Source organism: Kribbella sp. NBC_00889, assembly GCF_045207705.1.
Lineage (GTDB): Bacteria > Actinomycetota > Actinomycetes > Propionibacteriales > Kribbellaceae > Kribbella.
Window position 1 is genome coordinate 1,010,197 of record NZ_CP108783.1, and the last position, 23,495, is coordinate 1,033,691.

Annotated in this window: 15 protein-coding genes; 8 read left to right on the plus strand and 7 right to left on the minus strand. The window is 68.5% G+C overall.

Annotated elements, in window-relative coordinates:
- Positions 1-88: 88 nt before the first annotated feature.
- From OG817_RS05105 to OG817_RS05120, 4 genes are all read left to right on the plus strand, one after another.
- Positions 89-1,996 carry a hypothetical protein gene (locus OG817_RS05105; RefSeq protein WP_406052471.1) on the plus strand — a complete coding sequence of 636 codons (1,908 nt, stop codon included), beginning with the start codon at positions 89-91 and terminating at the stop codon, positions 1,994-1,996.
- Complete coding sequence (locus OG817_RS05110) at positions 1,989-3,107, plus strand: glycoside hydrolase family 28 protein (protein WP_406052472.1); 1,119 nt, start codon at positions 1,989-1,991, stop codon at positions 3,105-3,107. Before OG817_RS05105 ends, OG817_RS05110 begins: the two co-directional genes overlap by 8 nt.
- Positions 3,108-3,235: 128 nt before the next feature.
- Entirely contained in the window at positions 3,236-4,618 is a 1,383-nt protein-coding gene (locus tag OG817_RS05115; RefSeq protein WP_406052473.1) for a DUF222 domain-containing protein, read from the plus strand.
- The gene (locus tag OG817_RS05120; RefSeq protein WP_406057385.1) at positions 4,615-5,604 is read left to right on the plus strand and encodes a DUF222 domain-containing protein; all 990 of its coding nucleotides are present in this window, start codon (positions 4,615-4,617) and stop codon (positions 5,602-5,604) included. The genes OG817_RS05115 and OG817_RS05120 overlap by 4 nt, the downstream gene beginning before the upstream one ends.
- A gap of 616 nt (positions 5,605-6,220) precedes the next feature.
- Here OG817_RS05120 and OG817_RS05125 read toward each other — a convergent pair.
- Genes OG817_RS05125 through OG817_RS05135 form a run of 3 tightly spaced genes read right to left on the minus strand, consistent with a single transcriptional unit; the run spans position 6,221 to position 9,799 of the window.
- Positions 6,221-7,525, minus strand: coding sequence for a four-carbon acid sugar kinase family protein (locus tag OG817_RS05125; protein WP_406052474.1), 1,305 nt, complete (start codon positions 7,523-7,525; stop codon positions 6,221-6,223).
- Positions 7,518-8,801, minus strand: a complete 1,284-nt coding sequence (locus tag OG817_RS05130) for a RuBisCO large subunit C-terminal-like domain-containing protein (protein WP_406052475.1) — start codon at positions 8,799-8,801, stop codon at positions 7,518-7,520. The genes OG817_RS05125 and OG817_RS05130 overlap by 8 nt, the downstream gene beginning before the upstream one ends.
- Positions 8,798-9,799 (minus strand): zinc-binding dehydrogenase, encoded by a 1,002-nt coding sequence (locus tag OG817_RS05135; protein ID WP_406052476.1) that lies wholly within the window; start codon positions 9,797-9,799, stop codon positions 8,798-8,800. The genes OG817_RS05130 and OG817_RS05135 overlap by 4 nt, the downstream gene beginning before the upstream one ends.
- A 123-nt stretch (positions 9,800-9,922) precedes the next feature.
- Between OG817_RS05135 and OG817_RS05140 the strand changes: the two genes are divergently transcribed.
- Both OG817_RS05140 and OG817_RS05145 read left to right on the plus strand, forming a co-directional pair.
- A complete protein-coding gene (locus OG817_RS05140; RefSeq protein WP_406052477.1) occupies positions 9,923-11,650 on the plus strand; it encodes a hypothetical protein in 1,728 nt (575 codons plus the stop codon).
- On the plus strand, positions 11,647-14,316 hold the full coding sequence (locus OG817_RS05145) for a glycoside hydrolase family 78 protein (RefSeq protein WP_406052478.1): 2,670 nt from the start codon (positions 11,647-11,649) through the stop codon (positions 14,314-14,316). Before OG817_RS05140 ends, OG817_RS05145 begins: the two co-directional genes overlap by 4 nt.
- Here OG817_RS05145 and OG817_RS05150 read toward each other — a convergent pair.
- On the minus strand, positions 14,300-15,319 hold the full coding sequence (locus OG817_RS05150; RefSeq protein WP_406052479.1) for a LacI family DNA-binding transcriptional regulator: 1,020 nt from the start codon (positions 15,317-15,319) through the stop codon (positions 14,300-14,302). The two genes, OG817_RS05145 and OG817_RS05150, sit on opposite strands and share 17 nt — an antisense overlap.
- Positions 15,320-15,509: 190 nt before the next feature.
- Here OG817_RS05150 and OG817_RS05155 point away from each other — a divergent pair, with 190 nt between their 5' ends.
- Positions 15,510-17,960, plus strand: coding sequence for a pectinesterase family protein (locus tag OG817_RS05155; protein ID WP_406052480.1), 2,451 nt, complete (start codon positions 15,510-15,512; stop codon positions 17,958-17,960).
- Between the two features lie 6 nt (positions 17,961-17,966).
- A complete protein-coding gene (locus OG817_RS05160; protein ID WP_406052482.1) occupies positions 17,967-19,193 on the plus strand; it encodes a hypothetical protein in 1,227 nt (408 codons plus the stop codon).
- A gap of 108 nt (positions 19,194-19,301) precedes the next feature.
- On the opposite strand, the gene OG817_RS05165 is transcribed toward OG817_RS05160, so the two are convergent.
- From OG817_RS05165 to OG817_RS05175, 3 genes are read right to left on the minus strand one after another with little or no spacing between them, the layout of a single operon-like run.
- Positions 19,302-20,594, minus strand: a complete 1,293-nt coding sequence (locus tag OG817_RS05165) for a glycoside hydrolase family 28 protein (RefSeq protein ID WP_406052484.1) — start codon at positions 20,592-20,594, stop codon at positions 19,302-19,304.
- Positions 20,594-22,009 (minus strand): glycoside hydrolase family 28 protein, encoded by a 1,416-nt coding sequence (locus OG817_RS05170; protein WP_406052486.1) that lies wholly within the window; start codon positions 22,007-22,009, stop codon positions 20,594-20,596. The genes OG817_RS05165 and OG817_RS05170 overlap by 1 nt, the downstream gene beginning before the upstream one ends.
- An 11-nt stretch (positions 22,010-22,020) precedes the next feature.
- A complete protein-coding gene (locus OG817_RS05175) occupies positions 22,021-23,412 on the minus strand; it encodes a glycoside hydrolase family 28 protein (protein ID WP_406052488.1) in 1,392 nt (463 codons plus the stop codon).
- Positions 23,413-23,495: the final 83 nt, after the last annotated feature.

Here is a 23,495-nt window from a genome sequence, read left to right on the forward strand (position 1 = left end):
AGGCACCATCGACGCCAGTACGCCGTACCTGGAGCGCCCAGTCGCCGAGCTGCTGACGTGCTCATCCGGGCGACCATGGCAGCCCAACGTGATGCAGACGGAGGGCTGGTGGATCTCGCGGCGGCCGGGTGAGCATCGGGCCGGCTGTCGCACCGGACCCGTCGCGGTCGAGATCCGGCTGTCCTTCGACGCGGTCGATCGGCTTGACCTGGAGCTGCGGTGGCGCAACACCGGCCAACGGCGGTTGGGCGATCTGGCCGTCGGACTGATGCTCGACCTCGGCCGCGTCACCGACAGCCAGCTGACGGTCCCCGGGCTGATCTACAACGACAACCCGTCGGCGGACCCGGCGCGCGCCGTACCCCGGATCGGTCCGGAGCCCGGTGGGGGCTTCGTCGCCGAGGAAGACCGGCTTCCGATCCCCGGCGTGAACCTGGAGTGGCGGACCGGTCGCGAACGCCGTTGGCTGAGCGTCTTCTCCCGCCCGGAGCCGCGGCGATCCGGCGACGGGCTGGTCCGCTACGGCTCGCTCGGGGTCATCCGTCAGGAGGGGCCTGTCATCGCGGCGCTGAGCGGCGTACTGATGTTCGACGGCAAGCAGGACGTCCGATACGTCAGCAAGGCCGAGACGGAGTCGACCGAGGACGGCTACCTGACGTTGCGGCCGGGGGAGGAGTACGTCCAGCGGCTGGTCGTCGACTGGGGACCGCAGGAGCACCGCGGAAACGCCTTCCGCGAGCTCGTCCGAACCGGCCGCTCACTCTTCACCGATCCTGGCGCGCACCCACTGGATCTGGACGAGGTCGTCGCGCGCAAGACCATTGCCCTGGACAAAAGGTGGTACCGGGACGGGACTGTGGCCGGCTACACCAAGTTCAGCGACGTCGTCGGCAACGGTCCCGCGAAGGTACGGCACTTCATGTACGGCTGGACCGGCCAGGCACTGAAGCTCGCCTGGTGCGACGCCCGGCTCGGCTTCGAGAGCGGCGACCGGACCAGGATCGACCGCTGCCGCGCAGCCGTCGAGTTCTACCTCGCGGGAAGCTCGACACGAACGCCTGGGCTGCGGCACAACGCGTACCAGGTCGGCAGCCGCCGCTGGACCAGTTTCCGCAGCGGCGGCCGCGCGATGGTCTCGAGCCGCGCGTACGGCGAGACGATCGCGGACCTGGCGGCGATCATCACACTGTTCCGCGCCGAGGGTGAGCCGGTACCGCCGTCCTGGCCGGATGCGCTCGCCGGTGCACTGAAGTTCCTGCGCAGTGCGCTGCTTCCGGACGGCACGTTCCCGATCGGGTGGCGTCTCGACGGCAAACCCGCCGCGTCCACACTGTCCGCGGCCGGCATTCCGTGCGTGCTGGCGGCGCTCAAGGCGTCCGTCGTCCTCGGGGACGACTGGTTGTTGTCGGAGGCAACGACGTGGCTGACTCGGTATCACGGGCAGCACGCGCGGACCTTCGACCGCCCGTTCGCGCGCTCCACCCTCGACGCCGCGTGCGAGGACAAGGAGGCGGGGATGTACTACTTCCTCGCCGCGTACGAGTTGTTCCGCCTGACGGGGGACGACCTCTACGCGCGGTGGGCCGAGGTCGCTGCCGACTGGCTCCTCACCTGGGTCTATGTCTGGTCGCCGGAGCCGGACCTCGACTCTCCGCTGCGAGCGGCCGGCTTCAACGCGATCGGCTGGCCGGCGGTCAGTGTTCAGAACCATCACCTGGACACGTTCTTCCCGACGTACGAACTCCTGGAGTTCGGCCTCACCACCAACCGCCCCGGCCTGGCCGCCGCAGCCCGCACCACGATGGGTGCCATGAGCCAAGGCATCTCTGCGGGCCCTGGTGATTGGGGCTTCCAGATCCCTGGCGAACAAGGCGAAGCGTTCTTCCAGACCCACTGGCAGCGCCGAGGCCACAGCAACACCTGGAACCCCTCCTGGGTGATCGCCGTCCCGCTCGCCAACGCCCTCCGCATCCGCTCCCTGGAGCCGCATGACTGACCACGTCATCACGGAGTACGGCGCCCGCCCGGACCAGGACTGCACACAAGCCATCGAACTCGCCATCAAGGCGTGTGAGCTGACCGGTGGCCGGGTCGTGGTGCCCGCCGGCCTGTTCCTGACCGGCCCGATCCGGCTGCGGAGCAACGTGGAGCTCCAGGTGTCGGCGGGAGCGACCTTGCGGTTCTCGACCGAGCGTTCGGCGTACCCGATGGTCCGTACTCGGTGGCAGGGGATCGAGTGCTGGAGCTACTCGCCGCTGATCTACGCGTACGACGAGGTGAACGTCGCGGTGACCGGGACCGGGACACTGGACGGTGGGGCCAGTTCGGACAACTGGTGGCGGGACACCAGGCCGGTCGACGACTGGAACCGGCTGCTGCGAATGGTGGACGACGGCGTACCGGTCAACGAGCGGGTGTTTCCACCTGGGCACGGATTCCGGCCGAGCTTCATCCAGCCGCACAGCTGCCGTCGGGTGCGGATCGAGGACGTCCGGATCGTGAACGCGCCGATGTGGGTGGTGCATCCGGTGTTCTGCACCGACGTACTGGTCCGAGGTGTCACCATCGACAGCCGCGGTCCGAACAACGACGGCTGCAACCCTGACTCCTGCCAGGACGTCGTCATCACTGGCTGCTCCTTCGACACCGGCGACGACTGCATCGCGATCAAGTCCGGCCGCGACGCCGACGGCCGCCGCGTCGCCCGCCCGTCGGCGAACATCCTGGTCGAGTCCTGCCGCTTCGGCACCGGCCACGGCGCCCTCACCATCGGCAGCGAAACCTCCGGCGGCATCCACACCATCCACGCCCGAGACCTCCACATCACCGGCCCCGCCATCGACCACGCCCTCCGCATCAAATCCCACCCCGACCGCGGCGGCCTCATCGAGCACATCACCCTCCAAGACACCCAGGTCGACTCCGTCACCACCTCCGCCATCCACATCACCACCAACCACGCCACCCCCACCCCACCACCCACCCTCTCCGCCCCAACCGTCCGCCACATCACCATCACCAACCTGCAGGTCCACTCCGCACCCCGAACCCTCGAGATCCACGACACCCCAACCTCCCCGGTCACCGATCTGCGCCTACTTCCCTGACTGAAGTTGCCCGCAGCAACATCTACAACCCATGCTTCCCTGTGGACAAGTCGGTGTTCCTGAAACCCCTTGTGGATAGGGGGTTCTGGGTTTGAGAACTGTCGGTGGGCGTGGTTAGTGTTGTCGGTATGGAACTTCTGGCTGAGCGGCCGATCTGGTCGATGAGCGGCAGCGAGATGCTGACCGCTCTCGACGAGTTGGAGGCCGACCTCGCCCGCCGTCAGACCTACCGCCTCCAACTCATCGCCGCCCTGGACACCACCGGCCACGCAGCCGACCTCGGCGCCCACGACACCGCCCAACTCCTGGCGTTCCGCTACCGCCTGGACCGCCCCACCGCTCACCGAGACGTCCGCCTGGCCAGAGCCCTGCCCAAATACCCAGCCGTCACCACCGCCCTCACAGCCCCCGTCGACAACGTGGCCTCAAATGCCGAGTCCGAGTCCGAGTCCGACGACATCGCGAACGGGCTGACGGAGCCCGAGGCCGTCACCAACAGCCCCGACGCCGGGGAGACCGCCCGCGCCGACGCCGACGCCGACGCGGGTGAGGGCGACGGCGCCAGCGAGGGCGTGGGCGCCAGTGCGGGCGTGGGCGCCAGTGCGGGCGTGGGCGCCAGTGCGGGCGAGGGCGGAGGTGAGGGCGGCGCTGGTGAGGGCAGTGGTGAGGGTGCGGGTGCGGGCGGCGAGGATCGCTCGACCGCGTGGCTGCTGCGGCCCGCCCAGGCCGAAGCGATCGTGTCCGCCCTGGAACGCGTCCCCACCACGGTCCCGGTCGAAGACCTCCAGGTCGCCGAACAACAACTGGTCACCCTCGCGCGCCACCTCACTCCCAGCGAACTGCGCAAAGCCGCCAAGCAGATCCGCGACCTCCTCGACACCGACGGCCCCGAACCCGATGAGCACAAGGCCTACGCCCGCGAATCCCTGGCCCTGATCACCGCCGAGAACGGCGTCAAGTTCCGTGGCTACCTGGCCAACGAGAACGCCGAACTCCTCCGCACCCTCATCCACACCGGCGCCCGTCCCCACAAAACCCTCGACGGCGAACTAGACCCCCGTCCCCGCGAAAAGCGCCAAGCCGACGCCCTCACCACCGCCCTAACCCTCGCCGCCACCGCCACCGCCACCGCCACCGCCACCGCCACCGCCACCGCCACCGCCACCGCCACCGACTCCGGCTTCACCCCCCCACCCCAGCACCCCCCACCCCGGTCCCAGCGCGATCCACCACTCCCGCCCCCACCACCGGCAACCCCGCCACCAACCCCGGCGCCACCAGCACCACCGAACCCGGCACCTCCACCGCCAGCGAACCGGGCAGCACCGCCGCCGGAACCGGCACCACCGCCATCACCCTCCCTGGAGCCGGCGCCGACCACGGCACCACCACCACCGCTTCTGGCGCTGGTACGACGACTGAGTCCGGCCGTGGTGCGAGGCCGGCTGGTTGGGTTCCGGGGTTCGGGGCGAAGGCGAACATCACCGTCACGATCGACCTGGAGGATCTGAGGTCGGCTACCGCGGAGGCCACCGGCGGACTCGTCTACGGCGACAACCTGTCCGCGGCCGCGATCAGACGCCTGGCCTGCGACGCCAACATCATCCCGCTCGTCCTCGGCTCCAACTCCGAACCCCTCGACGTCGGCCGCTCCGAACGACTCGTCACCCGCGCCATGCGCCGCGCCCTGAACGCCCGCGACAAAGGCTGCGTCGTCTGCGGCGCCCCACCCATCCACTGCGACGCCCACCACCTACGCTCCTGGCTCGACGGCGGAACCACCGCCATCTGGAACCTCGTCCTGCTCTGCCGCCGCCACCACATCGACCTCCACGCCGGCCACTGGACCATCACCATCACCAACGGCAAAGTCCACGTCACCCGCCCCACCTGGGCCGACCCAATCGCAGCACCTGATCATCGACAACGCGACTCTGTCCCACCATCGCCAACCGCCAGACCGCGCTCAGCCGCACCTCCCAACCCCCAGGTCAAACCCCTCCGCGGACGCCTGCCCGACGACGGTCCGCGCGTCGACCCGTGGTCAGGCGAACGCCAGTCGGACGGACTGCCGTTAGACGCACCGCGATCGGACGAACTCCAGCCGGACGGACTGCGGTCGGAGGGACTGCGGTCAGACGCACCGCGGTCGGACGCGGTGTGGTCAGACGCACCGCGGTTAGACGCAGTACGGTCAGACGGGCCCCGGATAGACGCAGCGCGGTCGGACGACGCCGCGCGCATGGACAGTACGCGGTCGCGGGAGGGGCGTGGAGGCGATGCGTCAGGGGTGACTACGCGCTCAGGCAATCGCCGCACCGATGCTGCGGCTCTCCGAGAGGCTGCCCGTCAAGCGATCTGGGGCGACACCTCAACGAGCCAGTCGGACGCGCACACTGTTCTCCCCAGCACCCCAGCCATGCCCGCGGAAGCAGCCCATCACGATCCCTGGGCTTACCCAGTACCCCCAGCCCCCATCCGCCCGCGCGGAACGTGAAGCTCTGCACTGGCCAGCCGTGCTCTGCCACGTCACGTCCGTGCGTGGGTGTGAAGGTCTGCACGGATCCGTCTGCCGTTCTGCTTCCCGCGACGTCAGTCGTGCCTGTGCGGGAGCGTGATGAGCTGCACGAGCCCGCTTGGCGCTCTGCTTGCCGCTACGTCACCTGCGTGCGCGGGGGTGTGAAGGCCTGCACGGATCCACCTGGCACTCTGCTTCCGTCGCGCCACGTCCGTCCGGGAGGAGCATGAAGCTCTGTGCGGACCCAGCTCGCGTTCTGCTTTCCGTCGCGTCGCGTTGGTCTGTGCGGGGGTGTGTGAGGGTGTGCATGGACCCGCCTCGCGTTCTGATTCCGCCGCGTCGCGTCGGTCTGTGCGGGGGTGCGTGGGAGTGTGTGCATGGGACCGCGTGGCGTTCTGTTCTGCCGCCTCGCGTCCGTAGGTGCAGGAGTGACCTGCAGGCGGAGCCGCTTCGTAGTCTGCGTTTCGGCGTATCGCAGCCGGGAGCGTCGGCTCTTGGGGACTGCCGCCGGGACGCCGGTCTCGCCGTCTGGCGCAGTGTCCGGCTTCAGCCATCCGGTGGTGCTGTTGGGGCGCAGAATGCGGGCGTGGGGCGGTCAGGCCTGGCGTAGGGCTTCGAAGAGGTTTGGGTCGCCGAGTTGGCCGGGTTTGAGGAGGAACTGGGTGCGGTTGAGCTGAGGGTCTGCGGTGATCGCGGTGCAGAGTGTGAGGCCTTGGCCTAGGTGGCTCGGGGTGGTGGGCGATGGTTCGAGTGCGGTGACTCTGAGATCGCGCAGTACACGGCCGGACGTGTCGCCGCCGGCAACCACAACCCTTCGCACCTGCGTGTTGCGAACGACTTCCCGCACGACTGCGGCCAGTTCCTTGCTGAAGGCACCGAGCAGTTCGCCCGTGGCTCGGCCAGTTGCCTCGCCCGTGTGCACCACGACCCCAGGTGCACCACCATTCAGAACGCGAACTGCTTCGGGGGCGGCCGCGGGTGAGCCGTCGGGGTCCGCGGTCGGTGGGTAGGTGAGCGGCAATGAATGCCAGCCGGACGCAACCGCGCGGGCGATCTGTTCGGCGGTCCGACGCGACTGGCTGCCGGACACCACCAGCACCTGCCCAGCGACACGGCCCACCCACACTCGGCCGTCCCGACCAGGCATCGCGTGGTTCGTCTGCTGGGTGGTCGGGGTGGTGAGGGCTGTGGCTAGGGCTTTGGAGAGGCCGCCGGAGCCTATGGCGAAGGTGGGGGTGGTGGGTGGAGTGAGGATTGAGCGGGCGATGGTTTGGAGGTCGGCATCTGTGAGGGCGTCCAGGATGAGGGCGTCGTACGTCGACTTGGTGTAGTGGTCGGGGAGGTCGGCGTAGGACGTCAGGTGGATGGCGCCGATGCGGAGGTTGGTTTGGTTCGCCAGGTGTAGGCGGAGGTCGGATTCGTGCATGGGGGTGGCGGGGTGGGACGACATGGTGGGTTGGCGGTCGAGGCGGTGGATGGTGCCTGCTTCCGCGGCGAAGTGGTGGCTGAAGACTGTGTAGCGGCCCAGGTCTGGTTGTGCGATGAGGATTGGTACGACGGCTGGGCCGAAGATGGAGCGGCCGACTTCCAGGGCGCGGCCGAGGCTGCCGAGAGTGGGGGAGGAGTCGGCGGTTGAGCAGACCTTGTACTGGACGAAGCGCGGATCGAGGTCGCGCAAGGCCTGGAGGATCGGGCGGATCTCGGCTTCCTGCTCGTCGGGTGGCAATGAGCGCGCGATCCCGGCCACCCCGATCACGTCGTACTGCCGGGCCAACGCCTGCAGCTCGTCCCACGCAGGCATCGTCACCAGCAGGACACCACTGAGCCCCACCCGGGTGAACTGGGCCAGCGCATCCGTCGACCCGGTGAAGTCGTCCCCGTAGAACGCAACCTCAACCACGCCCGCCTCCGTTCGCCCCGGATGTGCTGGTGGGGCCGAAGGTTTCCAGGGCTCGTTGGAGGGCGGGGACCTGCTGGGCGGTATCGGTGAGGTTGCGGCCGGAGGTGGTGGATTGCCAGGCGGCTCGCAGGGCGGTGACGCCGGCGGCGGGGCCGTCGGGGTGGCCGTGGATGCCGCCGCCGGCGAGGACCAGGAGGTCTGTGGTGCCGGTTCGGCGGTAGGTCTCCGGGGCCAGGCCGGGGGTCTGGCCTGACGACAGGACGGGGAGGGTTTGGTAGCCGCCCAGGAGCGGTTCGCGGACTGCGGTGATCGAGCGGAGTACCTCGTCGTCTGTTTCGTAGAACTTGTTGGACAGGCCGTTGGTGTGGAGGTGGTCTGCGCCGGCCAGGCGCGCCAGCTTGGACCAGGCGACGAAGTCGATGCCGAGTTGTGGTGCTCGCGTGAAGACGCCGGTCATGGCGCGGTGGCCGTGGATGGGGAGGGTGCAGCGCTCGCGCAGCCACGCGAGGCCGGCGAGGCCGATGAGGTTGATGCAGACCATGACGCAGGTTCCGCCGGCAGCGTGGACCAGGTCGTGGTTGGCGGCCATTCGGTCCAGGTCGTCGGTGATGTTGAAGGCGTACATCGGGCGTCGTCCGGTGCGGGCCGCGACTTTGTCCAGTTCCTCGGATATCACCCTGACTCGGTCGGCGAGTGGTGAGTGTGGTGGGTTGCCCATCAGTTCGTCGTCTTTGATGAAGTCGATGCCGGCCTCGGCCAGTTCGCGGACGAGGATCCGCAACTCCTCGGGCGGCAGGCCGATGCTTGGCTTCACGATGGTGCCGAGCAGTACGCCGTCTGGTCGGTTGAGCAGGTGACGTGTTCCGGTGACGCCGTACTGCGGACCTGGGTAGCGATCGGCGAACGCGTCAGGCAAGGACAGGTCCACTAGTCGGATGCCGGCGAGTTGGCGGAGTTCGAAGAGGTTGCCGGCGACCGCGGCCAGAAGGTTCGGCAGGGACGGGCCGAAGTTGTCCAATCCGAAGGCGATCCGCACCAGCCCGCTCCGCCGCGGCGCCCCCGCCGGCCGAATCACACCAGGAAGGTCAGCACCCGAGGATGCGGCGGGGTCGATCCCGACGACTCGGGCTGCGAAGCGGTCGCGTAGTTCGGGTGTCTCGCGGGCGACCGCTACGAACGTGCCTGTTGACTGTTCGCCTGCGATCACGTCCGCGGCCTGCTCCAGCGGGAGGTAGCTCTCCACCAGGTACGTCGCGACGACCTCCGACCGGCTCATCGGGTCGGGTCGATCTGGGTCTTGACGTGGTCCGAGCCGGCGTCGATCGCCTCGAGTACTCCGGGCACCTCGCCCAACCCGACGACCGACGTGATGTAGGGCCGGACGTCCAGCACACGATGGTTCACCAACCGAGCCGCAGCAGCGAAATCCGCCGGCGTGTAGATCGTCGACCCCTGGATCGTCACCTCCTTCAGCACCACAGGATTCAGATCCACCGTCAGCGCCGCACCGAACATCGGCAGCAGCACCACCTGCCCCCGCGGCCGGCACAGCTCCAACGCCTCCGCCAGACAACTCGGATGCCCGGACGCCACCACGACCACGTCGAACCCGTCCCCACCACTGACCTCAGCCCCGGCAACCTCCAAGTCAGACGGATCCACCACCGCATCAACGCCCTGCGACGCAAGGAAGTCCCGATTGTGCTGCTTGATGTCACTCACCAGCACCGCACGAGCCCCACGCTGCCGCGAAACAGCAGCGGCCAGCGCCCCGATCGCCCCACCACCGAGCACAGCGACCGCATCACCCGCCCGCACCCCGGACGTCGAGTGCCAGGCCACCGCGACAGGCTCGATCATCGCGCCCTCGTCGTACCCGATCTCGTCGCTCAACGGCACCAGCACTCGCGCCGGCGCGACGAAGGACTCACTGAGCATCCCGGGCCATCCGCTGCCCGGGACCCGTTTGTGCACGCACAGATGAGGATTCCCGGCCTCGCAGCGCGTGCACTCCCAGCACGACAACGCAGGCAGTACGGCGACTCGATCGCCGATGCCGAAGCGCGAGTCGCCCGACGCCACCACCTCACCGGCACCCTCATGTCCGAGCACGACAGGCGGCTTCCGGAACGGGTGGTGCCCGAGCCAGGTATGCAGGTCGGACCCGCACAACCCGACCGCACGCATCCGAAGCAGCACGTCTCCACCAACGTCCGGATCCGGCACCTCACTCACCGAGACCTGTCGCGGTGCCTCCAGCACAGCTGCCCTCATCAGCATTCTCCTTCGATCGGGTCCCGCCAGTCTCCGCCGGGAAACCTCAAGAAAACAAGGCCGATCAGCCAATCTGTGGATAGCCCGTTGACATCGCCCCGGCTGGGGGTAAAGGTTTTCCTCATGGCGACGATCCCGGCGACCCTGCTGCTCGAGGAGCGGGCCGCGCTGGCGATGAACGCGGTGACCGGCCTGGCCGACGAGGACCTGGACGGCATCCCGTTCTTCAGCGCGAACCTGCTGTCCCGTCCGGCCCGGCTGGACCACGGCGACTGGGACTACGGCTCCAGCCACGGCCGGCTGACCGATGCGATCCTGCTGGCCCGCCAGATGACCGGCGGCAAGCCAGACAGCAACTCGCACTGGGACCCGCGCTGGGACGCCGTTGCCGACCGCTACCGGCAGACCCTGTTCGCACTGCTCGGCGACGACGGTCTGACGTACCGCCGCGTCCACCCGCGCGGTCACTGGCTGCCGAACGCCAATCTGATCGACCAGCGCGCCACTCTGCTCGCCCTGACGACCACGGTCGTTGCCACCGGCGATCCGGAAGCACAGAAGGCAGCAGACGCACAAGTCGCGGCACTGAAGCGCATCGCCATCAAAGAACGCGACGTCTGGTTCTACCCGGCCTCGGAGTACACCACCGAAGGCTGGCCATCATCGAACGCCATCGACCTCCACCTCGCGCCCGACCCCGCGTCCTTCTCCGGCCGCCTGATCATGCCGCTGCTGCGGTACCACCAGGCGACCGGCAACAGCGAAGCTCTCGAGCTGTGCGAGTGGTTCGCCCGTCTCATCATCGACAAGAGCGGCGTGTTCCTCCCCGACGGCAGCTTCAACCCGGCCCGCGCGTACCGCAGCGGCCACTTCCACACGCGCGTCGGCACGCTGGAGGGACTCGCCAGACTCGCCAGACACACCGGCGACCACGGACTGACCGAGTTCACCAGGCGCAGCTACGACTGGGTGCTCACCCAGGCCACCAGGTACGGCTGGACGCCAGGTGACCTGGCCGATCAGCGCTACGAGCACGAGACCTGCTCGCTCGTCGACCTCATCGGACTGGGTACGACGCTCGCCGGCAACGGACTGACGTCGTACTGGTCAGTGGTGGAGCGATTCGTCCGCAACCACCTCGCAGCGTCGCAGTTGCGCGACGTGAGCTGGGTGGAGTCCGCCCCGGATCGGTCGGGTGACGAGCCGGGCTGGCGGACGTACGTCGACGTGGGCGAGCGGGTCCTGGGCGCGTTCTGCGGGTACGGCGCTCCGAACGACTACGTCTCCGACGTACCCCTGGGCCGTGGTCACACCAACGACGTACAAGCCTGCTGCGTCGGCTCCGGCGTTCGCGGACTCTTCTGGGCGTGGAACAGCATCGTCACCGGCGACGCCGAGGTCACCCGCGTCAACCTGCTCCTCACCCGCGCGCATCACGCAGTCGACGTCCTGAGCCACCTGCCGGTCGAGGGCAAGGTCGAGCTCCACATCAACGAGCCGGTGGAGGAACTGCGGGTCCGCATCCCGGAGTGGGCGGGCTACGCGCGGCTGACGCTCAACCGGGGCGACGAGACACGCACCGGCGCCGAGCGCATCTGGGCGCCGGACGGCTACCTCGCGATCCCGCATCCGCGGCGAGGGGAGCGGATCACGGTGACCTTCCCGATGGTCGAGCAGACCACGACCGAGTTTGCCGCCGGCAACGAATTCCGGACCACCTGGCGTGGCGACGACGTGGTCGCGATCGATCCGCCCGGCCGGTCCCGGCCCATGTACGGCGATCGGCCGGAACACGCCGGCGGTCTGCGCGACTACGAACTCCACCGACCCGAGACGGAGTGGTCCTGGTGACAACTCGCTGGCTGCTGACCGATCCACCGACAGTCGAAGCACTGACGCCGTACGACCTGCGCTGCGAGCACCGGACCGCGCCGCTGGGCATCGGGTCCAACCGTCCCCGGCTGAGCTGGCGGTTGGCGTCACCGGTGCGCGGCGACCGCCAGGACGCGTTCCGGGTCCGTCTGCTGCGTGACGGCGTACAGGTCTGGGACTCCGGTTGGCGGACCGACGACCGGACGTACGTCGACCACGGTGGCGCACCGCTCACGTCGCAGACCGACTACGTTTGGACGCTCGAGGTCCGGGACGCCGCCAGCGACCAGGCCGAGGCATCGGCAACGTTTGCCACCGGTCTCCTCAACAAGGAGGAGTGGGAGGCGCACTGGCTCGAACACGACTACGACACCGATCCGAAGTTCGAACCCCCGGTCGACCGTGCCGAGCCACGGTCGGTGCGCCAGGCCACCATTGCACCGCCGCGCTACTACCGCCGCTCCTTCGAGTTGAAGCAGCCGGTCGCGAGGGCCCGCGTATACGCCACAGCGCACGGCCTCTACCAGCTCAGCGCCAACGGCGAGCGCGTTGGTGCCGACGAGCTGACACCGGGCTGGACGGACTACCGCGAGCGCCTCGCGTACCAGACGTACGACGTCACGCACCTCCTGCGTGAGGGCGAGAACGTCATCGGTGCGGTGCTCGGTGAGGGCTGGTGGTCCGGGTACGTCGGCTGGGACACCCGCAGTCACGCGCACCACTACGGCAAGAAGCCGCAACTGCTGGCGCAACTGGTGATCGACCACCCGGACGGCTCCCGCACTGTCGTCGCGACGGACGCGAGCTGGGTCGAGCGCCCCGGTCCGATCCGTTTCGCCGACCTACTCATGGGCGAGTCGTACGACGCCCGACTCGAGCTCGGCGACTGGTCGAGCCCCGGGTACGACGCCACCGGCTGGGCGCCCGTGGGCGACCTGGGCGCCGACCCGTCCACGCTGATCGCCGCCACCACCGAACCAGTGCGCGTCACTGAGGACCTGCCGGCCACCGAGGTCACAGCGCGTGGCCCCGGCCGCTTCATCGTCGACCTCGGTCAGAACATCGCCGGTCGCGTCCGCCTGCGCATCCGCGGCGCACAAGCCGGCGACCGCATCCGCCTGAGACATGGCGAGATGCTCGAGTCCGACGGGGAGCTCTACACCGCCAACCTCCGCACCGCCGACGCCACCGACTACTTCGTCAGCGCCGGCGCCGCAGAGGAGTACTTCGAACCGATCTTCACCGTCCACGGCTTCCGGTACGTCGAGATCGACGGCTACCCGGGCGAGCTCACCACGGATGACGTGACCGGTCGGGCGCTCCACTCCGATACTCCGGTCGCCGGCCGCTTCGAGTGCTCCGATCCGGGCGTCAACCAACTGCTGAGCAACATCCGCTGGGGCCAGCGCGGCAACTTCGTCAGCGTCCCGACCGACTGCCCGCAGCGCGACGAGCGGCTCGGCTGGACCGCGGATGCGCAGATCTTCCTGCCCACGGCGGCGTACCAGGCCGATGTCCTCACCTTCTTCGACAACTGGCTCGCCGACCTCGCCACGGCGCAGACCGATGAAGGCGCAATCCCCGACGTGATCCCGCATGTCATCCTCGGACGGCACGGCACACCGGCCTGGGCCGACGCGGTGACCATCGTGCCGTGGACGCTCTACCGCATGTACGGCGACGACCGCGTACTGCGGAAGGCCTGGCCGTCGATGCGGCTCTGGGTCGACTACGTTCACCGCGCCAACCCGGACCTGATCTGGCGCAATCGCACCAGCGGGCACTACGGCGACTGGCTGCAGGTCGGCGTCCGCACTGACCGGGACGTCCTCGCGACCGCCTACTTCGCCCGCAGTGTCGAGTTCACCGCCGCGGCCGCTCGGGTGCTCGGTCTCGAGGAGGAAGCCTCCGCGTACGGCGAGCTGTGGGAGCAGATCGGGCAAGCATTCCGGAAGGAGTTCGTGGATGCCGAGGGCAAGGTCCGTGGTGACACCCAGACCGGCTATCTGCTGCCACTGGCGTTCGGACTGCTTCCCGAAGAGGATGCGGCGGTCAAGCACCTCGTCGCTGATCTGGAGCGGAGGGACCGTTCGCTGACGACCGGGTTCGCCGGAGTCGCGCTGCTGTGCCCGATCCTGACGAAGTACGGGCATTCCGACCTCGCGTACGACCTGCTGCACGACGACCGGTATCCGTCCTGGGGTTACTCGATCAAGCACGGCGCGACGACGATCTGGGAGCGCTGGGACGGCTGGACCGAGGAGGACGGCTTCGGCCCGGTCGCGATGAACTCCTTCAACCACTACTCACTCGGCTCGGTCGGCGAATGGCTGTACGCCGACGTCGCCGGGATCAGCCAGGCACCGGAGTCGGTGGGCTTCCGGGACCTGGTGATCAGGCCGCGCCCGGGCGGCCGCCTGACCTGGGCGCAGGGCTCCTACGACACACCGGTGGGCAGAGTCTCCACTCGCTGGGAGATCACCGGCGGCGTACTCCGTCTGGACGTCGTCGTGCCACCAGGAGCGACCGCGACGGTCCACGTCCCGAGCCCGGACCCCGACTCGGTCCGCGAGTCCGGACGACCACTGGGTCAGCAGGTTTGCACGTTCAGCTCGGGGACCTACAGCTTCACCGCGACGGCTTGACCGTACGACGCCGTCGCGGCCGGGCCGTCGACCCCCGAACCACCAGCTCACCCGACAGGTGAGTGGTCGCCGTCGAGGCGGTAGGACTGAAGTGCTGCCACGCCTGGCGGCCCAGCTCCACCGTCGAGACGGCGTACGTCGTGAGTCCGGGGTCGGTGTGGGCGCTCATCGGAGCGTCGTCGACACCGACCACGGACAGGTCGTCCGGGACCGTGACACCCAGCTCTCGCAGCCGGCTCAGCACGCCCACGGCAACGTGATCGTTGAAGGCGATCAGTGCGGTCGGTTCGTGGGTCAGCGCCTCGTCGACAGCGGCATACCCGTCGCGGAGGGACGAGCCGCACGCCACCCGGGTCACAGGCAGACCGGCCGCGCGGAAGCCACGCTGCCGTTGCTGATCGGACCAGGCAGTCGCCGGTCCTTCCAGGTACACGATCCGCTCGTGCCCGAGCGACGCCAGGTGGGCACACAGCTCCCGGACTCCGTGGTGATAGTCGACGACCACGGCTCCGACTGACGGATGGCGCAGGACCCGGTTGATCAGCACCAGCCGGCGGCTGGCCTCGGCGACCTCCTTGAGCTGTGGAGCGCTCATCCGCGGCGCACACAGCAACAGGCCGTCGACCCAGCGGGCCAGCTCGATCGCAGACCGGTACTCCTGCTCCGGATCCTCCTCGGTCCCGGCGACCAGCGTGTGATGCCCGTCGCCGGCGGCTTCGGCCGCGATGCCCTTGAGGATCTCGGCGAAGTACGGGTTGCCCAGGTCGGGCACCACCACGCCGATGGTCTGGCTGCTGCCGCGCAACAGCGTCTGCGCCGCGGGGTTGGGCCGGTACCCGACCTCCTGCGCGGCGGCGCGCACCCGGTCGGCCACCTGCGGCGAGACCGGCTTGCCGCCGCTGAGCACCCGGGACACGGTCGCCGTCGACACCTCCGCGAGCCGGGCCACGTCGTGGATCGTGGCCCGGCCGGCGGAGGTACGGTCGCTGGTCGGCTTTCTCACCGGATCATTGGACCATGTCCGCGCCACGATCGCTGCCACCACAGCGATGTAAACCTTTTCCCGTTTCCAGCCGATTCCGCCTTCCGAGGTCTTGACGCAGCCCCGCAGCGCTGCGACGGTAGCCGAGGAAAAGGATTACCCGCCCACCGCCCCGGGCATCTGCCACGGCGGTCCGCGCGAGGAGACCACCGTGAGAAACCGCCTGTTCAGCCTGTGCCTGGCCGTCCTGCTGGGCCTCGCGACCCTGACCGTGCCAGCCGGTACGGCGCTCGCCGCCGACAACCCCGCGACGTTCGGACCGTTCGATCCGCGGATCGAGCTGGACGGTCACTGGGGCCGCGACGACGACGTGGCGATCACGGTGAACTCCGGCTCGTCGCTGAGGTTCCGCTTCACCGGTGACCGGCTCGGCGCCTGGTTCGACACCGAGGCGATCACGAACCCGGCCCAGCTGTACGTCGCGATCGACGGCGGCGATCCGGTGCTGGTGAAGGTCGACGAGGACCACAAGGTCTTCGCCGAGGGACTCGATCCGGCCTTCGCGCACACGGCCGAGATCGTGGTCAAGGACGTGGACGAGTACGCGAACCGCTGGACGGTGCCACTGCAGTCCGGCGTCGTACTGGAGAAGATCGAACTGGCCCCCTTGGCACACCTGGTCCCGCTGCCGACGACGGCCGAGCATCGCATCGAGTTCTACGGCGACTCGATCACCCAGGGCGTGATGGCCTTGTGTGCGGAGCTCGGCAGTGACTGTGCCGATGGGACCAAGAGCTACCCGCATCTGGTCGGTGAAGCGTTCGGCGCGGACACGAACCAGGTCGGCTTCGGCAAGCAGGGCATCCTCCAGCCTGGTCACGGCAATGTGGGCACCGCGGCAGACTCGTTCGGCTGGAACCTGGCCGGCTTCCCGGCCGAGCCGACCGATCCCGGCGTGGTCGTCGTCAACTTCGGCACGAATGACGGCGCCTACGACAGCGCCGAGTTCACCCCGGCGTACCTCGCTTATCTCCGCAAGATCCGCGCCGCCGATCCGCACACCCTGATCGTTGCTCTGCGCCCCTTCAACGGCACGCACGCGGCCGGCATCGCCGCCGCGGTCCGCGCCGCGAAGGACCGAAGGATCGTGTACGTCGACACGACCGGCTGGCTCGGACCGGACGACTACAACGGCAGTACCCACCCCAACATCCAGGGCCACCAGGTCGCGGCCGCCAAGCTGACCACGGTGCTCGAACGCCTCACCGGCTGGCAGCCGAGCCACTCCGGTGACACCGCCAGGCTGTCACCAAGAGGTACGGCGAATGCCACCTGCTCTGACACCCCGCTGACGATGACCTTCCGCGGACCGGTCCGACTCGGTGTCCGCGGCCGACTCCAGATCCACAAGGCCGGCGGCGAGGTCGTCGACACCATCGACCTCGCGGATCTCACCTCGTACCAGCGCTCGGTCGGTGACGCGCGGACCGACTTCGGTGAGCTGCACACGTGGACGTACCAGCCGGTGGTCGTCGACGGCCGCACCGTCTCGATCCGTCCGCATCATCGGCTCGCGCCCGGGCAGGTGTACTACGTGACGCTTGATCCAGGGTTCGTCGTCGGCCACCCCGGGATCACGAAGCCCAGTGATTGGACGTTCCGGAGCCGGCAGGACCCGCGGACCGACAGCCGGTTGAGTGTCAACGGCAACGGTCACGCGGACTTCTGCACAGTCCAGGCTGCGATCGACTTCGTGGCCGAGGGCGACAAAGCGACGATCAACGTGGCGCCGGGCCTCTACCGTGAGCTGGTCTGGGTTCCGCCGACCAAACCCGGGATCACCATCGTGGGCGCGGGCGCCGGCCGGACGGTGATCGGCTACCCGAACAACAACCTGCTGAACGGCGACTCCGCGATGGCGAACGTGCCGATCGAGCAGGCGTACTGTCAGCGCCGCGTCATCCCGCAGTCGGATCGTTTCAACTGCTGGCGCGCTGCGATGGGCGTGTTCGCCGACGACTTCACGATGACGGACGTGACCGTGCAGAACCTCACGCCGTACCGCGGGTCCCAGGCCGAGGCGTTCTTCGGCAACGGCAGCCGGATGGTGCTCGCCCGGGTCCGGATCCTCGGGTACCAGGACAGCCTGCGGCTGCAGGGACAGGCCTTCGTGACCGACAGCTACGTCGAGGGCGATGTGGACTTCGTCTGGGGCACCGGCGGTGTCTTCATGCAGGACTCGGAGCTGAAGGCGCTGCACGAGGGCTACTACAACCAGGTCCGCAACACCGACAACGGTCCCGGCAACATCTTCGTCCGGGTCCGGCTGACCCGTGGTCCCGACGTTCTCGACGACAGCGTGTTCCTCGCGCGGGCCGAGCTCAGCCGGTTCCCGACCAGCCAGGTCGTCTTCATCGACTCCGCGATGGACAGCCACGTGAAGACGACCGGCTTCCAGATCACCAGCCCCAACGACTGCGCGGCCGCCGGCCAGGTCCGGTTCTGGGAGTACCACAGCACCGACCTCGCCGGCCGCCCACTCGACACCAGTGCACGACTGGCGTGCTCCCGGCAGCTCGGCGACGACGAGGCGGCGCAGCTGCGCGACCCGTCGTACGTCTTCGGCGGCTGGCACCCGGTCGTTCCCCGCCCCGAAAGGTGAACCAGAATGAGCATCGTCAATCGCAGATCCGTGCTCGGAGGAGCTCTCGCCGTGACCGCCACCACCGCAACCGGCTGGCCGGCCGTGGCGTCCGCTGACACACCCACCACACCGGCGGGCGGATCGGCACCGCGCCCCGTCGCACCGGTGAACGCCGAGATCGCCGCCGCCCACGCTGCGGTGTACAAGACTCTGCCTGAGGTGGTCGTCGGGGTCGACGTCGAGGACCTGATGAAGATCCACACCGCCGCGGACGCCGACGCGCTTCGTCCGCAGCTGGTCGCCCAGGTCTGGAAGGACACCGGTGTCATGCCGACCGGTCTTCCGACGGTACGACGGGACGTCGGTGTGCCGGCCGAGTTACCCGCGTTCACCGGCGTACGTCGCTACGACCGGCTCGAAGTGGCGATGCCGTTCGGGTACGTCGCAACCGTCTTCGTCCTGGCGCCGACGCGGAGCCAGCATCGCCGGGTCGCGTTCTACCACAACGGGCACGGTGAGCCGCTCGACACGATGCAGCGGGTGGCGCAGGGGCTGCTCGACCACGGCTACACGGTGCTGCTGTTCGCGATGCCCTTCTACCACTGGAACCCGAAGACCATCCAGGACCCGGCCGACCCGTCGGTGCAGCTGCAGCCGTCACACAACGATCTCCCGCAGTGGGAATCCGCGTCGTACTCACCGCTCGCGCTGTTCCTCGAGCCGCTCGCGGTGTCGGCGAACTACGTCCAGAAGACCTACCGGCCGTCGTCGGTGCAGATGGTCGGACTGTCCGGCGGTGGCTGGGCGACGACCATCTACCCTGCGCTCGATCCGCGGATCACCCGGTCCTACCCGACAGCCGGATCGTTGCCGTTCTTCGTCCGGCCGGGCTCACCGAAGCCCAGCCCGACGCGCGGGGACTGGGAGCAGCGGCAGGACGTGCAGCCGGGGTTCTACGGACTGGCCGACTTCCCGGATCTCTACGCGCTCGCGGCGGTCGGGAGGCACCGCCGGCAGATCCAGATCCTCAATCGCTTCGACGAGTGCTGCTTCAACGGGGTCGGTCACCGCTCCTACGAGGCAGCCGTCCGCCAGCGGATCGCCGTCATCGGCACCGATGCCGTCAGCAACGAGTCGAACGGCCACTGGGAGCTGCTCGAGGACGCCACCCACGGCGATCACACGATCAGCCCGTACGCCCTGTCCGTCATCCTCTGGGACCTGGACGTCCACTGCGCCCACCTCCCGTGAGCGATGTACCGAAGAACGGGTAGTGGTCCCACAGAGCCGAGCCGTGCGCCGGGCGTCGAGCGGGCGGACGCCGGCCGGGGATGACTACTACCCGTTCTTCGGTGCGGGTCAGCGAAGCTGGTGCACGTCGCTGATCGGCCGGCCGTTGACGGTCACGTTGTCGAAGGTCAGGACGGCGTGCTGGACCGTGCTGGGGGAGTCCACGGTGAAGCTGCAATCGATCAGCCGGAAGTCCTCGATTGGGGAACGGCGGTAGCCGCGCAGCATCAGCGCGTTGCGCGCGTGCTGGACGGTGACACCGCGCAATTCGACGTTCCGGACGTACGGCGTGAGCGGCCCGGAGTCACCTTCCCCGCGGAAGAAGTTGCACTGGACAACTTCCTTCAGCAGGTTCGAGATGGTGACGTCCTTCAGATAGATGTTCTCCGCGAAGCCGCCCCGGGTCGCGTTGGTCTTGATGTAGAGACCGAAGTACAGGCTCGGGCCGCCGATTGTGCAGTCGCGGACGAACACGTTGCGGATCCCGCCGGTCAGGTCCGACCCGAGGGTGATCGCGCCGTACTTCACCCGCATCACGCACTGCTCGATGACGACGTCCTCGGTCGGTACGCCGACCAGCAGCCCGTCGGCCTCGCGGCCGGACTTGAGCGCGATGCAGTCGTCGCCGGCGTCGAACGTGCAGCCGCGGATCACCACGGATCGGCACGACTCGATGTCGACGCCGTCGTTGTTCGGGCCCTGCGTGTCGATGACGACGTCCTGGACGGTCACGTTCCGGCACAGCACCGGGTGCACCTCCCAGAACGGCGACCGGACGATCGTCACGCCTTCGATCAGCACGTTCGTGCACTCGTAGGGCTGGATGAAGCTCGACCGCAGATGGTGCCCGGCGCCGTACACGCGCTCGGCCACGGGGATGCCGAAGGCCGCCTGTTGCCGGAGCTTCCCGAAGTCCTCGTCGCAGAGGTGGAACCAGCCCCACCAGTTGTCCCAGCCGGCCTGTCCGTCGAGCGTGCCGGTGCCGGTGACCGCGATGTCGGTGCACCCATTCGCGTAGATCAGCGGCGAGTAGTTGTACACCTCCAGGCCCTCGTACCGGGTCTTCACAACCGGGAGGTACTGCGCCGGGTCGGTGCTGAAGAGCAACGTCGCACCCTCGGACACGTGCAGGTTCACGGCCGATTCCAGCCGGATCGCACCGGTGTGCCACGCCCCGGGAGGTACGACGACCCGGCCGCCGCCAGACTCGTGACACGCGCGGATCGCCCGGGCGATCCCGTCGGTGGCATCGGTTTCGGTCGCGCCGTAGGCGGTGATCGGGAAGTCACGGTCGGAGAAGGTAGGTGGGCGGACGCCGGCCAGAATGCGGTCGACATCCGCCCACCCGGGGGTTCGGCCCATCAGAGGAGCTGTGCCGGGTCGGTGATCTTCTGGCCGTTGACGGTGAAGTTGCGGAACGACATGTCGACGTCCTGGATTTCGCTGACGTCGTCGATGCTGGTGAACGTGCAGTCGATCAACCGGAAGTCCTGGATCGGCGAGCGCGGGTAGCCGAACATCGAGAACGCGTTCCGGGCGTGGCCGACGGTGATGTTGCGCAGTTCGACGTTGCGTACCCGTGGCGTCAGCGGACCGGTGTCGCCCTCGCTGCGGTAGAAGTTGCAGGAGACCACCTCTTTGGTGAGGTTGGAGATCTGCAGGTTGTCGAGGTAGATGTTCTCGGCGTAACCGCCGCGGACCGAGTTGGTCTTGATGTACAGACCGAAGTACAGGTTCGGGCTGCCGACCGTGCAGTTGCGGACGAACACGTTGCGCACTCCACCGGTCATCTCGCTGCCGATGGTGATCGCGCCGTACCGGATGTTCAGCGTGCAGTTCTCGATCAGGATGTTCTCCGACGGCACGTTCACCCGCAGTCCGTCGGCGCCGCGGCCGGACTTGATCGCGATGCAGTCGTCACCGCAGTCCAGGACGCAGTCACGGATCACGACGTACTGCGAGGACTCCGGGTCGATGCCGTCGTTGTTAGGGCCACGGCTGTCGATATGGACGCCGCGCACTGTGATGTTGCGCGACAGCACCGGGTGGATCCCCCAGAACGGCGACCGCAGGATCGTCACGTCCTCGATCAGCACGTTCCGGCAGGACTGCGTCTCGATGAACGCCGCGCGCAGGAAGTGGCCGGCGCCGAACACACGATCCTTCACCGGTACGCCGTCCTCGGCCATCTGCTGCAGCGCCTGCGCGTCGGGGCTCGACGGACCGACCCAGGACCACCAGTCGTCCCAGGTCGCGCCGCCGTCGAGCGTGCCGGTGCCGGTGACGGCGATGTTCTCGCAGTCGCGGGCGTAGATGAGCGGTGAGTAGTTCATGCACTCCGCGCCCTCGAAGCGGGTCAGCACGACTGGCAGGTACTGCGCCGGATCGGTGCTGAACAGGAGCGTCGCGCCGTCCGACACGTGCAGGTTGACGTTGGACTGCAGGTGGATCGCGCCGGTACTGAAGGTTCCAGGCGGAACGACGACCCGTCCGCCACCCGAGCGGTGACACGCGTCGATGGCCTTCGCGATGGCATCGGTCGCATCGGTCGTGCCGTCTGCGATCGCGCCGAAGGCCGTGATCAGGAAGTCGCGGGGGCGGAAGCGCGGAGGGCGGGTGTTGCGCAGGATGTCACCCACGTGACCCCAGCCGGGCCCGGTGTCCGGCCCAGGAGTCCCGGCCCCGGCCCAGGCTGTCGAGGCAGAGCCCAGCGCGGTGGCGAGGGCGGCACCGGTGCCTAGGCGGAGGAAGTTCTTCCGGCTGAACTTGTCGTGCATGCGGGGCTCCTTCAGTTGTCCACGCGAGTGCCGTTGATCCAGACCTGGTCGAGTCGCAGCCCTTCGACGTCCTGGATCACGTTCTCCTCGCTCATCGCGTCGAAGCGGCAGTCGTGCAGCCGGATGTCGCGGAGCGGGTCGTCGGGCAGGCCGAGCAGGTTCAGCGCCCGCGGCGCCGCGGCGGCGGTGAGTTGGCTGATGCTGATGCCGTGCACGTCCGGCGGGTAGTCGCCCGTGGTGACGTTGGCGTAGTTGAGCACGATCTCGATCACCGAGTCCGCGGCCTGCCCGACCGTCACCCGGCGTACGTCGATGTTCGCGATCGTGCCGCCGCGATCGGGGTTGCTCTTGATCCGGATCGCGCGTTCCAGCCGCGGGCTGCTCATCGTGCAGTCGCGGACGAAGATGTCCATGATGCCGCCGCTGGTCTCGCTGCCCGCCGTCACGCCGCCGTTCCCGTCGGCCATCTCGCACTCGCGGACGACGGCGTACCGCGCCGGCACATTCACCCGCCGGCCGTCAGCGTCCTTGCCGGACTTGAAGGCGACGCAGTCGTCGCCGGTGGAGATCGTGCAGCCCTCGATCAGGACGTCGGTGCACGACTCGGGATCGATGCCGTCGTTGTTCGGCCCGTTCGGGCTGTCGACGATCACGTCCCGGATCGTCACGTTGCGGCAGAGCACCGGGTGGATGTTCCACATCGGCGAGTCCTTGACGGTGATGCCGTCGAGCAACACGTTCTCGCAGCGGTTGAACTGGAGCAGGTTCGGCCGGAGATAGTGCCCGGCGCCGAACACCCGCTCCTTCATGGGTACGCCGGCCGCCGCCAGCTGGATGAGCAGCGTCTTGTCCGGCGACTCGTTCGGCGGCGGCCCACCGGTCCAATCCCACCAGTGCGTGTCGTCTGCCCGGCCATCGAGGACACCGCTGCCGGTGACCGCGATGTCGCGCTGTCCGTACGCGTAGACGAAGGGGGAGTAGTTGTAGCACTCCGTCCCTTCGTAGCGCGTCGCCACCACAGGCAGGTACGCCGCCGGGTCCTGACTGAACGCCAACCGCGACCCGGCAGCCAGGTGCAGGTCGACCCGACTGAGCAGGTGGACAGCGCCGGTCCGGAAGTTGCCGGCCGGTACGACGACGTGGCCGCCGCCGTGCCGGTGACACGTCTCGATGGCGGCCCGGATCGCCGCCGTACAGTCGGTCGAATCGTCGCCGACCGCGCCGAAGTCGGTTACGTCGTACCACCGATCACGAAAGCGCGGTGGACGGATCCGGCGCAGGATCGCGTCGACCTGGGGATCCGGGGACGGACGGCCGGCGGCGGCCGGGGCGGTGCCTCCGCCGACAATCGCTAGGGCTCCGCCGGCCAACAGGAGAGTACGGCGACGAACTGGGGCGGACATGCTCGGCCTCCTCGAAAGGCAATGCCTCGAAAGGCAATGCAGAGTGCAAACGATTGCAACCGATCGTGCCGTCGCCGGCCCGT

What these genes read in the sequence shown, in the direction of transcription:
- OG817_RS05110 (WP_406052472.1), top strand. Translation starts at nt 1,989, where the DNA reads ATGACTGACCACGTCATCACGGAGTACGGCGCCCGCCCGGACCAGGAC.
- OG817_RS05115 (WP_406052473.1), top strand. Translation starts at nt 3,236, where the DNA reads ATGGAACTTCTGGCTGAGCGGCCGATCTGGTCGATGAGCGGCAGCGAG.
- OG817_RS05130 (WP_406052475.1), bottom strand. Translation starts at nt 8,801, where the DNA reads ATGAGCCGGTCGGAGGTCGTCGCGACGTACCTGGTGGAGAGCTACCTC.
- OG817_RS05135 (WP_406052476.1), bottom strand. Translation starts at nt 9,799, where the DNA reads ATGAGGGCAGCTGTGCTGGAGGCACCGCGACAGGTCTCGGTGAGTGAG.
- OG817_RS05140 (WP_406052477.1), top strand. Translation starts at nt 9,923, where the DNA reads ATGGCGACGATCCCGGCGACCCTGCTGCTCGAGGAGCGGGCCGCGCTG.
- OG817_RS05160 (WP_406052482.1), top strand. Translation starts at nt 17,967, where the DNA reads ATGAGCATCGTCAATCGCAGATCCGTGCTCGGAGGAGCTCTCGCCGTG.
- OG817_RS05165 (WP_406052484.1), bottom strand. Translation starts at nt 20,594, where the DNA reads ATGGGCCGAACCCCCGGGTGGGCGGATGTCGACCGCATTCTGGCCGGC.
- OG817_RS05170 (WP_406052486.1), bottom strand. Translation starts at nt 22,009, where the DNA reads ATGCACGACAAGTTCAGCCGGAAGAACTTCCTCCGCCTAGGCACCGGT.
- OG817_RS05175 (WP_406052488.1), bottom strand. Translation starts at nt 23,412, where the DNA reads ATGTCCGCCCCAGTTCGTCGCCGTACTCTCCTGTTGGCCGGCGGAGCC.